Genomic DNA, 12439 nt, shown 5'->3' on the forward strand with positions numbered 1-12439 from the left:
TCCCTCCATTCAGAGGCTATTTAATGAAGTTAGTAACTTGATCCTTTAATTCATCTTCTGTAAGAGCAGATACATTTAATTCACGACTGATTTCACCATCAATCATCTCATACAATCTGCCACCTTTAAGTTCAGGATGTTCTTGAGTAGAACGTTCTTCAAGATCTTCCCCATTAGGCTGAAACGGATTGAATAAGAGAACGTCTTTCTTTTTTTCCGTGGCGACTTCTCGCACAGTATCAACGTAAGCCCCTTCATTACCTTGACTGTCGCTGTCTACAAGAACGTATGCACTTTCTTGCTCAGTTTTAATATCTGCAATTTCTTCGACAGAAGTCGTAGAAAGATAATTCGAACTTTCGGCACCACACGATGCTAAAAGTAACGAACTTCCGAGTAGGACACCAATCAAGATTTTCCTCATAACGTTTACCCCTCCGTCAGACAATTTTCCCCTTTAATAGATCCGCGATTTTTAAATTGACGCGGAAGTCGAACTTATCTATTAGTGTAACAGTTTTTGGGGTGTCTGAGGTGTCGTCCTGATAGACGGTCAGAAAGCCATCGGTCGTCTGGATATTGAGCACGTCGCCCCGTTCGAGGCGGACGCGCTGCGTCTCGATGATCCTCGCGACGACGCGCAATTCGTTCTGGATTCGCTTCTCTCTCGCACTCTCGGCCATGAATTCGGCCTCCTCTCTACGGTGTGCCTTGCTTCAGTTTATCGAGTCGTTTCGCGATCATCGTGCTCAAAAAGCTCTTCTGGCTGTCGGTGACGTCGTAAACTCCTAGGTTCAGGTTCGTCTCGAACTCGGGGAGGGGCATCCCACCGATGTCATGTCCTTCGAACATCGAGCGGAGGATGCTGTCCTGCAACACGTCCCGTACCGTCAGTGGCTTTTCTTCCTGATTCGATGGCGTGTTCGCTTCCGTCTCGTCTTCTTTCTGCGCGAAACGGATACGGATCTGTTCGAAGTCGAGACCGGCGTGACGACAAGGGATGTCGATGTCATGCAGGGAGCGGTCCGTGTCGAAGTCGTCCGCCAGGTATTCGTAGCGGTACTTCATCGCCGTCTTGCCGCTCAGGAAGATCGGATACGACTGGATGCGTCGCTTCTTCGTGTCCTGACGCTTGATGACACGGATAATCAGCATCTCACCTTCCTTCAGCCCCATGACCTCGGTCGCCGTCATGAGCCGGCGGCCGTCCACGTTCTCCGTTTTCGATTTCTTGAGCGAGAACGTTTGACCGGAACGCGATTTCGTGACGATGGTCGCCTCACCGAGCTTCTTCGAGATCAGTTCGGCGGTCGATTCGTCCGCGGTCAACAGATAGTGCGTGTTTCCGCAGTTGCCGTCGATTGTCTTCCAATCCTCGCCGTATAGGTTCTCGAGTTGAGAGTAGGCCTGGATGACGAGATTGAAGCGCATGTTCCGGCCGAGGCAGACCGTGATGATGTTGGCCATGCCCTCGATCGGTGGCATGTTGCCGAACTCATCGAGAAGAAAGACGACTTGACGCTCGCATTTGCCTTGTTTCGTCTGCGAGGCGACCCTGGCGAGCGCCGTGTACACCTGTTTGATGTAGAGCGACGCGATGACGTTGAATGTCGGGTCATAGTCCGGGACGATGAGGAACACCGCCACGGGACGCATCTGGTGCATCACCTCACGGATCTGTATCGACCCGTCGATTGCGTAGTGGAACCGTCCACTCTCCTGGTCATGCGCTTCCAGCTGGATCATCGCAGTGCTTGAGTCGGTTGAGATATGAACGACGTCCCCAATTTGGAGTGGTGACGTATGGTATACGATGAAGCTGCCATCGTCATCGGTCGTGAGCGCATGGGGCGTCCCGTCGGGGAACTTGAACGTGAGCCGTGTCAAAGGCTCACTCCGTCCGCTGATCCAGCGGTTGAATCCGATGCGTCGCATGTCGAGCGAGTTCATCGACGTCAGCTTCCCGGTCCCGTTCAACGTGAAGATGCCGAGCTTCGCGTTCGTGTTGGCCAGGATACTTGCCCGCGTCTGGCCACCGGAGAAGTGGAGCGTCGCGAACTGGAGCCGGGCCGGGTGGTTTTCCGGGAACCGCTGAAAGAACTCGTCAAGCGCGGAGATTTCCTGTCCTTGCCGCGTGACCACCGTCCGTGAACCGAGGTCCGAGAGCATGAGCGCGACGTTGTACATGTTGATCTTCTCCGGCGTGTCCTTCGCCTCCTCGCAGAGGCCTAGGATGAGCGCCGTACACAGGTCGATCGACGAGTTGGCCCAGAACGGGTCCCGTGCCTTCGGGTCATGGTACAACATGAAGGCGACCGAGCGCGCATACTGTTGGGCGAGCGAATAGTTCTCCTCAAGGAATGCGTCGATCGTCAGTTGCAGCAGGTTGTATGACATCGATTGGAGCGGGTTCATCAGGTTCAACACCTCGACCTGATAGCCGCGTTGCTCGAGTGTCTCCTTCGAGGCGGCGAAGAGCTCACCTTTCGGGTCATTGATGATCAGACTCGCCTGATCACTGGCTCGACTGTACAGGTCGATCGTCGAGAAGACGAACGTCTCGCCTTTCCCCGACCGGGTCGTCCCGATGACAAGGTTATTGACAGGAGAGTCATCGATGAACAGCTCGTTCTTGACCCGTCCAACGGGGACACCGCCTAATCCTTCATACCGTTTCTTCCGGTCCGGGACGCGACGATACTGTTGCTTCAATTCATCGAATGAGGTGAAGCGGGCGCTCCCTTTCTGATTCTTCCGCAGGTCCCGGAAGTTCAGCCATACCTTGCCGAACATGACCAATCCGATGAACAGACTGAACGCGATCAGCCCGAGCAAGACGATCGAAGAGGGAAGACTCACCTCCAAGAACAAGGCGGGTGAGAGCGTCGGAATCGTCGCTCCGGCCAATAGCCCTTCTTTTACTATCGGGGTCATGATGTGTCGAATGATGTTGTAGACACCGTTCAGCAGATAAAAAATCCCGACCGGCAACACCAACAGGCAGAACAGGGCGGGGAATATCAGACGTATCCGAAATCGGGGTGATAGAGACGGAGTTCTCAATTATTTCACCTACCTTAATCTGAATAAAGAATCGTTTCTAGGTTAACTTCTTCTGCAGCGATAGCGGCTTGAATCTTCTCACGGGCCGAAGTGTCTTTGCTAGAAGTTTTCTTCAGTTTCTCGTTCAGTCCGTCGATCGTGGTCGTGATGCTTTGGTACTCGTCGATTTTCTCTTGTACGGCAGGGTTGCTCGTCTTGGACGCCCACTCATTTGCGGACTGGATGTCCCCTAGGGAAAGATAGGCAGTCACTTTCGCAGAGACGCGGGGAGCGGTCCATTCCACATTTTCCGTCTTGGCCACGGTCTCATGGTCCTGTTCCAGTGCGGCGATATCGAACGCACCCTCATCGGTCGGATGTGACGTTTGGAAGTCTTGGAGCCGTTCCAACTTCTCTTTACCGGATAGGTCGAGCCCGCCCAGCTTCGTCGCGATCAGGATGGGATCATCCGTGAGCTCGAGCGCTTTCTGGTCTGCGCCTTCTGCCAGATAGAGATCGACCAGTAGAATATCCTCTTCCTCGGACCGGTTTTTCTGTTCCAGTAAAGCGATGAGCGAGGACTCCTCACCTTGGAGCGCCTGTTCGTAGGCGTCTAACCAGGTTTCTTCTCCACCGGTCACCTGTTCCGCATGTGCCTCTTTATCGATGAACCAATGCGCGGCAGTGAAAAGTGAGGTGAAGAGAATCCCGGCCGTGGCCGCACCGTAGATGAGGCGGCGCTGCAGTCGGGTCAGGCGTGACTGATAGGTCGACGAGACAGTTGTGATTGGTTTAACGGACTGGCGCTTATAGTCGTCCGGGGTCTCGGACTCGATTTCATCGAGGAGCCACATCTTCTTCGCGTTATCCTCTTTCTTCGTCCGGATCCGTTGTACCCGGTCCTTCACCTGATGGTACAGGTTCGGATAGGTCCCTTCGGTCCCGAACGTGAACGTCCCGCGATATAGCAGCTCATCTTTCTGGTCGAAGAGCCGGAAGTCACCGGAACAGCTCGTCCCTTCCTTGCTGAGTGCTTGGTGCAGGTCATGTGTCGCGACGACCGCCTCGGCGAAGGGGAGCCGTTCATAGTTCTGGATCCGAGTGTCCGGCACGTCGGTGAATCGTACAAACAGCATCTCATTCCTCCTCTCGTTTCAAGCAACAAAAAAAGCCTTCCGATTGGAACGCTGCGTGCGTGTGCATTAGAATTTGATGTTCTGGTCGACCATCTCGGCGAGCGTGAACGCGCCCATGACGATGATCAGGCCGACGGCGCCCCCGACGAGCCAGCCAACGGCCTTCGAGCGGCCCCGGTCCCCGCCGAAGATGAAGTAGAAGCCCCCGATCGCGAAGGCGATGGCCGCGGCGATGACGGCGAGTCCCTGGAAGAACTGAAGCAAGCTGAGCCCTGTCTCATTGAGTCCCATGTCGTTCTCCTCCTTAGTCCTGGTGCGCCGGCGACTTGAAGTTGAGCTTCGCCTCGAGCGCCTCCAAAATGAGTTCCTGGTTGTCCTGGATGACCTGCTGATGCTGTTCGTCGAGCCACTCCTCATAGTCCTTCCCACGGATGCGTAAAAGTTTCTCGGCGAAGCTACGGTTCTGTTTCTGTTCTTTTGATGCCACAGTACACACTTCCTTCCCTTGATCTCGTGATGTGCAGCAGCACATCATTAAGGACAGTCGGATTCGATGCGGTGGGTTTCTAGCTGTTCCCCCACGAACTCCGCTCCTCGTTTAATCGAAGGAGCTGTACAGGGTTTTTCGATGACCCTGAACGATGCGGTGACCTTGTGGCGAGTTTTAGGCGACTCTCGCCGAACCATCTGTGCGTAAATCCCGCCTACCCGGTCACTGGTGAGGGACACGCCGGTATGTGATTGGATTAGACCATCCTTAAGGATGTGCTGCTGCGTCGATGTCGGTTAATGGTGGACTCTTTTCCGTTTCTTGACGTGGATGAGCTCGTCATCCGGGTTCTTTCGTTTAGCGAGCACATGGGCGTCACAGACGACCGTCCGGATCCGGTAATAGAGTTGCGTCAGCTGGACCGCCTCGCCGCTCGCCTTCTCGATGCCGATGAAACCATGTAGCTCATACGTCTTCCCGTCGAAGGTTCGGACCGAGTCGGCCTGCGGCAGTTCTTTCAGGTCGAACCGGCGTCGCTCGAGCTTGGTGACGGAACGTTTCGCCCCGTATCCGAAGTCGATAGCGTCCCACGGGACAGTCGCGAGTGTGTGCCCGAACGCGCGGGCCAGATGATCGATGTCTGCGATTGACGGTACTGAGCGGTTCTGTTCATATTGGCTGATGGCGGGCTGTGAGATCTCCCCGAATGTCTTCTCGGATAGTTCGACCTGTGACCAGCCCGAGAGCCGGCGGTTCTCCTTCAACCACTCCCCGAATCGATACATAAGCCTTCCCCTTTCTGTAAACCAGAGCGGCGACCAAACAGATGTTTCCTTTTGTTGGTTCCAATATAACAGGGATAAGCCTAAAAATCATCAGTTTTCTGATATGTCAGAAGTTTTACAATTGACGATTCTTGTCGAATCCGCTCTAGATGAGGGTTTATAGGCCACAGTAACTCAATATTTTTGGTTTTGTAGCACAACTGTAAAAAAATAACGCTTTGAGTATAGAAAATAATGACAAGTATTTTGATTTCAAGAGATTGTGGTAGGGTAGAGGAATAGAAGAGTTCGTAAAGAATAAGTGATGAAGAGAGTACTTTGATCGTGGGGTGAGCAAGTGGAATTGAACGAGGCAATCATCGAGCGAATGAAGGAGCTCGCATCGGAACATAATATGACTATCCATCAAGTCATTCAAAAGGGTGGATTGAATCAGGCAACGATTTCAGAATTGATGAATGGCAGGACTAAACATCCCAAAGTAAGTACCATTCAGAAATTTTGCGACGGATTAGGTATTTCATTAACAAGTTTCTTTAATGACACAAAGTTTGGAGATAGAAGTAAAAATTAAAATAGGGATTGAAGATACAGACAAAAAAGATTAGATTTAAATAAACAGGGACAAAAACGAGCACTCTTCAACTCGTTTTTGTCCCTGTCGTATCTCTGTAAACCGAAAAACCGGAATAAGAATATAATCAAATATTATAAGGTTCCCAAGTCCATGAACCTGTACTCTTGTACAGGTTCACGGACTTGTTTTTGATTTTGCTTGTGAGCGGTTTGAAAATCGTAAATACCGGAGTATCCGGATCATCGACAATCACAAAACAGCCGTCTTTTTCATCTTCCCATGCCCGATATCCAGCCTTTTTAAATTTTTCAATAATTTCTAGCATCGTACTTCTCTCGAAACGCGGCTGTTCCCATCCATTCCAAGTATCACCTTCAAGGTAATAGCCTTTTACCGGTTTTGTCAGAGGTTCGATAATAAAATATTTTTCTTTCATAGACTCTCCTCCTTGCTTATGTACAAAGTGTAAGTGAACTAAAACTTAAAGCAAAGAAAAATTTCCAAACAAACATTGACCTTTTTATGAAAAACAGTAGACAATGCAAACTTATGTTCTGTATAATTTGTGACATTAAGAGGACAAATAGACCTTAAGGAGTCACAAAATGAAAACTATAGAAATTAAAGAAAAAAGAATCCGACTAGGATTAACACAGAAGGAGTTTGCTGATGCGCTTGGATTGGGTCGAAATGGTGACCGTACACTCAGACGCTGGGAAAACGGTGAAACCGAGCCGTCGACTCTGGAATGTAAGGCTATCCTTGCATTTCCAGAAGATCCACCTCTAAAGTTCAAAGGAGAAGGTAAGTTTAAAATTATTGATCTTTTTGCCGGCATCGGCGGTATCCGTCTGGGCTTTCAAAAGCATGGCGGTGAGTCAGTATTTGCATCCGAGTGGGATAAATTCGCAGCAAAGACCTATAAGTTAAACTACGGTGAGGAGCCGGCAGGAGATATCTCTCTGGTAAATCCCGAAGAAGTACCGGACCATCATATTCTTCTTGCAGGATTCCCCTGCCAACCTTTCTCACAGGCGGGATTGAAAAAAGGTTTTGAGGACACGAGAGGCACATTGTTCTTTGAAATCGCAAAAATTTTAAAAGAAAAACGCCCCCAAGCCTTTCTTTTGGAAAACGTGAAGCAGCTAAGAGGCCATGATAAAGGCCGGACTTTGGAGACGATTTTGCAGGTTCTGAGAGAAGAATTAAATTATACCGTTTACTATGATGTTCTCCGGGCTGCGGACTTCGGTGTTCCACAAAACAGGGAAAGGATTTATATCGTGGGATTTAATAATGAGACAGCTCCCTTCGCTCATTTTGAATTTCCGGTGCCGACTCTTGTCCCGACTCGGGTCGGTGATATCTTAGAAGAGCAGGTAGATGAAAAATATACAATTTCCGACCGCTTATATGAAGGCCATCTGAGAAGAAAAAAAGAGCATAAAGAGAAAGGGAACGGTTTCGGATTCTCACTCTTCAATGAAAATGATCCATACACAAATACAATCAGTGCCAGATACTATAAAGACGGAAGTGAGATCCTGATTGATCAGGGTCCGGATAAAAACCCGAGAAAACTGACGCCGAGAGAATGCGCCAAACTTCAAGGATTCCCTGAAGAGTTCGTGATTCCTGTCTCTGATACACAGGCATACAGACAATTCGGAAATTCTGTCTCCGTACCTGTGGTTGAACTTATTGCAAAGAATATGGTTGAAGCTATCGAAAATAGCGGTGGTTTTGTCAGTATTTCCGAGCCGGGAAAGTCATTAATTACGAACTGAATTCATAACCGCCTGTAATGGCGGTTTTCTTTTTTTGTATACATGTATACAAATAGAGAAAAATTTGATACGTTGAAGTTAACAAATAAAAAAGGAGGCACTAAAATGACCAATCAGCTTGATCTCTCACAGCAGGAAGCGATTGTTGTGACGTTCGGAAACTTTAAAGGCGGCACTGGAAAGACAACGAATAGCACGATGCTCGCTTACGCATTGGCCAAAAAAGGCTATCGTGTGCTGCTCTGTGACCAGGATCCGCAGGCGAATGCGACTACCCTGTTCTTGAAGACAAAGGCTGCACGGGAAGATGATTACATAACCTTCGAAAAAACATTGATGGCCGCAATGCAGGAAGGCGATTTAAGCAGTATCGTCACAGAAGTTACGGACAATCTGTTCCTACTACCTTCATTCAGTGATTTCGCGCAGTACCCGAAGTTTCTTGAGAAAAAGTTTGAAAAAGAAGTTGACCGTGTGACGTACCTTTCTACTCTTCTCGAACCTTTAAAGAGCGAGTTCGATTTCATTTTTGTGGACGTCCCTCCTACTATCTCCATCTATACAGATTCAGCTCTCTATGCCTCTGATTTCGTTGTCGTCGTACTTCAGACACAGGAAAGAAGCTTACAGGGCGCCGAGGTATTCACACAGTATCTGCAGACGTTGCTGGATGACTATGATGCTGATTTTGATATTCTTGGAATCCTGCCGGTTCTTCTTAAAAATGGTGCGGCAGTCGATATGGCAACCCTTGAAAATGCCAAGAATGTATTCGGTTCGCACAATCTTTTTGAAGGCGTGATCAAGAACATGGAGCGTTTGAAGCGCTATGACATTACCGGGATTGTCGAAGAGGATATGCACGACAAACGTGTAATGGAGACATATGCAAAAGTCGCAGAGGAGTTCCTGCAGCGTCTCGAAGCAGAAATGAATTACGTGGAACAGGGGTGAACAATATGTCAGATTTGATTCAAAAACCAGCGAAAAAGCGGTTGCTGGACCGTAAGGGGGCAGCGGCCCCGCAACAAACATATAAAGCTGAAGTGTCTGAAGACAAAACAGTGGAATCGAAAGCTATTGCTCAGAAAGAAACCTCAAACAAACGGTCAGCTAAGAACACCGTCAATATGGGGTCAAGCACTGTTCGTGTATCAAACCTTACAAAAAACAAATTGTCAGCGTTAGTGACGATGGGCAAAGCGGATTCGGCAGATGCGATTATTTCTACGATGATTGACGAGTACCTCGAATTGCTCTCTTCAAACGAACGGAAAGAGTACGAGATGATTCGGAATGTTTTGATGATGAAACAAAAATAATTACTAATAAAAAAGATGAGAGCGGTTCTGTAATCTGTACCCCATGTAAAGGACATTAATAAAAAAACTTATGCTGCTTCAAGGAGATGATTCCTGTACTGTACGGGAGTCATCTTTTTCATGTTCCATTGATAACGATGATGGTTGTAATAGTTAATGGCTTTTCGGATTTCACGCTGTAGTGAATCGAACGTGGTACAGGCCTTTAACTCGACGATATCCTTGAAATGCCCAAAGAATGATTCCTGGACAGCGTTATCCCAACAGTTGCCCCGTCGGGACATGGATTGACCTAGCTTCATACGCTTCACCTCTTTCTGGTAGGTCGGGCTCGTGTAGTGCCCTCCTTGATCTGAATGGATGAATGCGTCCTTGTCCAAGCGAATCCTCCGGTTCTTCCGTAAACGCTTCAACGTGTCCAATACAATGTCGAGATTGATGTTCTCAGAGAGTTGATGCGCCAATACCTCATTGGTCGAACCATCCACGATGGTCGAAAGATAGGCCCGCTTACCGTTCCCGTAAAATATGTAGGTGATATCGGTGAGAAGCACCTTATAGGGCGTGCCCTGTTTGAACTCGCGTTTGAGGTGGTTCGGCACCACCCGGTGCTCGGCGGTCGCCTTAATGAGCCGTTTGTATGGTTTCGCCTTACGGATTGGACACACGATGTTGTATTTCCGCATGATACGTCGGATGCACTTCAGGTTCATCGTCACACCGAAATGACCAGACAGCACCATCTCGATCTGCCTAGCACCCTTCTTGCGCTTCTTGAAGTGGAACGCCTTCAGAACGAAGTCACGAAGAGCCATGTCTCTCGATTCGCGCTCCTGTCTGATCTGTCTCCTCCGTTCCGAGAAATAGGCGTGGTATCCCTGACGTGACACCCCGGCCACCTGACAGAGATGGCTGACCATCCCCTTCATTTTGTGCTTGATGATGACACCTTGAATCAGCTCATATTTTTGCGATGTGCTTAGTCCAGCTTTCCTCTCCCTTCCGCCAGGCGGATCTCCTTTAATAGTTCGACCTCTGCTTTCAACAGCTTGTTTTCGGCCTCGAGCTTCGCGTACCGTTCTTCTGTAGACAGTTCTCTATCTCTCCACCTTCCTGAATTACTTGATCGTGTATCGCGTAGCCCCATTACCCCATCTTTTCGGTAAGCCCGTGTCCAGCGATTTTTACAAGAACTCATACGCCGTTCACCGAGTACCTCCACATCGAATCCACATCCCCGGAAGATTTCCACAGGGAACTTCCCTTCCAACGTCTGTGCTATAAAGAGTTCCTTGAACTCATCTGTATACGTGATCCCTTTCGGGCTCACAGATTTAACGTAAGGATTTGCGGCTAGCGCATCTATTTCTTTTGACGTAAACATCTTCTTCGACACTCGAATTCACTCCCAATATGATTTAGTCCAGTGTACACAAAAACCCTGAGTAGTAGACTTTTTTAGTGTCTACTACTCAGGGTACAGTTTACTGCTTTCATTCTTTTTTTTATTAGTTTGATTAACCGGTAAAAAAGTTCTTTAAAATGGCTCATCACCATAAGGTGTGGTTGACGCATAAAATCCATCGGATTTGAATTGAACATAGAAAAAAAGCGAAAACCCCGGTATCGTAATTGTTGCCTAGACAAACCACGATTGGAGTTTTCGCTTTGTCCCAACAGTTTATCAAATTACTTCTTCCACTTCCAGACCTTTTTCAGATCCAGATGTCTTCAGACGAAGAACCGAACGTTTTCCCGGTCATCCCGGATCGACACGACATCCCTTGCCCGCTTTGCCAGAGAAAGACAGTCCTGCATTCGAAAAGGCGACGTCGCTTCCGACACGGTCACGCATGGAACGTCGGTATACTCTGGATTGAGCTGGATGTCCCACGTCAAAGATGCTTCTCTTGTGATTTGACGTTCGTGTATGACTACGGTCTCGGGCTCGTCCGCACCTCCACCGAGGTGTTCCGGAAAGGCATCGCAGAACGTTGCCACGGTAGGACGATCTCAGATGTAGCGCGTGAATACGGATTACCTTACACGACGGTGGAACGATGGTTTTATCGGTACGCCTCAGTAGAGACAGAGAAGCATACGACAGACGTCCTCATCGACGAGTTCGCCACACGAAAAGGACATCACTATGCGACAATCGCCCTCGATGCCGAGAGTGGTCGGCTCCTGTCCATTGTCCCGGGAAGGGACGTCACGGCCATCACGGCTGCACTCCAAGGCATAGCCGGAGATGTCCGTTCTGTCGTCAGTGACTTTGCACCGGCGATGGCGAAGGCCGTCGCACATGTCTTCCCGGATGCGAAACATGTGCTGGATCGTTTCCATCTCATCCAGTTCTTCACGGACGCCCTTCGCCGCCGGCGTCGTTTTTTGAACGAGGCGAAACGTCACCATCATGTCCGTGTGATTGACCGTGCTCTCGCCTGTCGTCTGGAGACGCTGTCCCCCGAAGACCGGGAGGTCGCCGATTCTTGCCTTCGGGAAGATCCGTTCATCCGGGACCTCTATCAAGGACTTCAACATATCCGATATGTGCTGAAGGCCACGTGCCATGGACAGGCGAAACGTCGACTGACCGATTGGTTGGATCGTTACCAGTTCCATCCTTGCGGGCCTCTGGCGAAGATCGCGAAATCGATCCAGAACCGAGAGGAAGCGATGCGTCGAACAATCGTGTCCAGTCTATCGAATGGAAAGATGGAAGGAACGAACAACAAAATCAAGCTCATCAAACGCCGTGGTTATGGCTATCGAAACCTTGAACGGTTCTTTTTAAGGTTGTATCTAGAAATCGGTCGTTAAAATAGCAACCACGAGTTATGGTGATGAGCCTTTAAAATACTAAAAAAGAAAAGTTTACCTTTATGGTAAACAGATGATTGTTGAAAGAGTATATGTTGTAAACTATATACGAACAGCAGACATTCGTTGTTTTCAATCAAAGTTGGTGCTAAAAGAGCTGATCATAAACAGATAACTGTAACTCTAAATAGTACTTGAAAGGAGCATAGCTATGCCATCACGCGTGTTAAAACGTAATAAATCTAAACGATATTCGGCTTTCATTGTCCTATTAATCCTCATTTTAATCTCTATCTCCTGGTATCTCTTTTACTCTTCTGATGAGGTCTTAGAACCCCGTTGGGACAAAACAAATATAGGTTCCAATCCGACTGCTGAGGAACGTGCCATTGAAGCTCAACTTTTTGCATCAAAACATGCTCGCATCCTCGAGGCATATGAGACTCGTAAACAACATGAGCGAGAGGTTGCCATTCG

The 12439-nt window shown here is 48.8% G+C and carries 15 protein-coding genes; 6 read left to right on the forward strand and 9 right to left on the reverse strand.

The features are described 5' to 3' along the window. Nucleotides 1-16 precede the first annotated feature (16 nt). The 7 genes from DI14_RS10870 to DI14_RS15260 all read right to left on the reverse strand — a co-directional run bounded on the left by DI14_RS10870 (nucleotide 17) and on the right by DI14_RS15260 (nucleotide 5453). The gene (locus tag DI14_RS10870) at nucleotides 17-424 is read right to left on the reverse strand and encodes a hypothetical protein (protein WP_024127789.1); all 408 of its coding nucleotides are present in this window, start codon (nucleotides 422-424) and stop codon (nucleotides 17-19) included. Between the two features lie 16 nt (nucleotides 425-440). Next, nucleotides 441-683 (reverse strand): hypothetical protein, encoded by a 243-nt coding sequence (locus DI14_RS10875; RefSeq protein ID WP_024127790.1) that lies wholly within the window; start codon nucleotides 681-683, stop codon nucleotides 441-443. 16 nt (nucleotides 684-699) lie between these two features. Continuing rightward, nucleotides 700-2934, reverse strand: coding sequence for a VirD4-like conjugal transfer protein, CD1115 family (locus DI14_RS10880; protein WP_152545903.1), 2235 nt, complete (start codon nucleotides 2932-2934; stop codon nucleotides 700-702). A 143-nt stretch (nucleotides 2935-3077) separates the two neighbouring features. Next, nucleotides 3078-4178: a hypothetical protein gene (locus DI14_RS10885; RefSeq protein ID WP_034808459.1), complete on the reverse strand. Its 1101-nt coding sequence runs from the start codon at nucleotides 4176-4178 to the stop codon at nucleotides 3078-3080. Between the two features lie 66 nt (nucleotides 4179-4244). Continuing rightward, nucleotides 4245-4469: a hypothetical protein gene (locus tag DI14_RS10890; RefSeq protein ID WP_012390467.1), complete on the reverse strand. Its 225-nt coding sequence runs from the start codon at nucleotides 4467-4469 to the stop codon at nucleotides 4245-4247. Nucleotides 4470-4482: 13 nt separating this feature from the next. After that, nucleotides 4483-4665, reverse strand: a complete 183-nt coding sequence (locus DI14_RS10895; RefSeq protein ID WP_051622697.1) for a hypothetical protein — start codon at nucleotides 4663-4665, stop codon at nucleotides 4483-4485. A 299-nt stretch (nucleotides 4666-4964) separates the two neighbouring features. Next, nucleotides 4965-5453, reverse strand: coding sequence for a helix-turn-helix domain-containing protein (locus tag DI14_RS15260; RefSeq protein ID WP_081825890.1), 489 nt, complete (start codon nucleotides 5451-5453; stop codon nucleotides 4965-4967). A gap of 367 nt (nucleotides 5454-5820) precedes the next feature. Between DI14_RS15260 and DI14_RS15710 the strand changes: the two genes are divergently transcribed. Then, nucleotides 5821-6027 carry a helix-turn-helix transcriptional regulator gene (locus DI14_RS15710; protein ID WP_034808495.1) on the forward strand — a complete coding sequence of 69 codons (207 nt, stop codon included), beginning with the start codon at nucleotides 5821-5823 and terminating at the stop codon, nucleotides 6025-6027. 127 nt (nucleotides 6028-6154) lie between these two features. Here DI14_RS15710 and DI14_RS10910 read toward each other — a convergent pair whose 3' ends face one another. Further along, complete coding sequence (locus DI14_RS10910) at nucleotides 6155-6466, reverse strand: hypothetical protein (protein WP_034808465.1); 312 nt, start codon at nucleotides 6464-6466, stop codon at nucleotides 6155-6157. 169 nt (nucleotides 6467-6635) lie between these two features. On the opposite strand from DI14_RS10910, the gene dcm reads away from it, so the two are divergent. The 3 genes from dcm to DI14_RS10925 all read left to right on the forward strand — a co-directional run bounded on the left by dcm (nucleotide 6636) and on the right by DI14_RS10925 (nucleotide 9139). Next, nucleotides 6636-7817, forward strand: a complete 1182-nt coding sequence (gene dcm / locus DI14_RS10915; RefSeq protein WP_051622699.1) for a DNA (cytosine-5-)-methyltransferase — start codon at nucleotides 6636-6638, stop codon at nucleotides 7815-7817. A gap of 105 nt (nucleotides 7818-7922) precedes the next feature. Beyond that, complete coding sequence (locus tag DI14_RS10920; RefSeq protein WP_031424690.1) at nucleotides 7923-8771, forward strand: ParA family protein; 849 nt, start codon at nucleotides 7923-7925, stop codon at nucleotides 8769-8771. A gap of 5 nt (nucleotides 8772-8776) precedes the next feature. Next, nucleotides 8777-9139 (forward strand): DUF5388 domain-containing protein, encoded by a 363-nt coding sequence (locus DI14_RS10925; RefSeq protein WP_034808471.1) that lies wholly within the window; start codon nucleotides 8777-8779, stop codon nucleotides 9137-9139. A gap of 68 nt (nucleotides 9140-9207) precedes the next feature. On the opposite strand, the gene DI14_RS15265 is transcribed toward DI14_RS10925, so the two are convergent. After that, a protein-coding gene (locus DI14_RS15265) for an IS3 family transposase (RefSeq protein WP_152545904.1) occupies nucleotides 9208-10535 on the reverse strand; the annotation gives its coding sequence in 2 pieces (ribosomal slippage) (nucleotides 9208-10136 and nucleotides 10136-10535; 1329 coding nt in all). Nucleotides 10536-10864: 329 nt separating this feature from the next. On the opposite strand from DI14_RS15265, the gene DI14_RS10940 reads away from it, so the two are divergent. Both DI14_RS10940 and DI14_RS15635 read left to right on the forward strand, forming a co-directional pair. Beyond that, nucleotides 10865-11962 (forward strand): ISL3 family transposase, encoded by a 1098-nt coding sequence (locus DI14_RS10940; RefSeq protein ID WP_235193455.1) that lies wholly within the window; start codon nucleotides 10865-10867, stop codon nucleotides 11960-11962. Nucleotides 11963-12173: 211 nt separating this feature from the next. Continuing rightward, nucleotides 12174-12439: hypothetical protein (locus DI14_RS15635; RefSeq protein ID WP_235193454.1), on the forward strand; the 266-nt coding region annotated here is incomplete at its 3' end.

The sequence above is a fragment of the Exiguobacterium sp. AB2 genome (assembly GCF_000696055.1).
GTDB classification, from domain to species: Bacteria; Bacillota; Bacilli; order Exiguobacteriales; family Exiguobacteriaceae; genus Exiguobacterium; species Exiguobacterium alkaliphilum.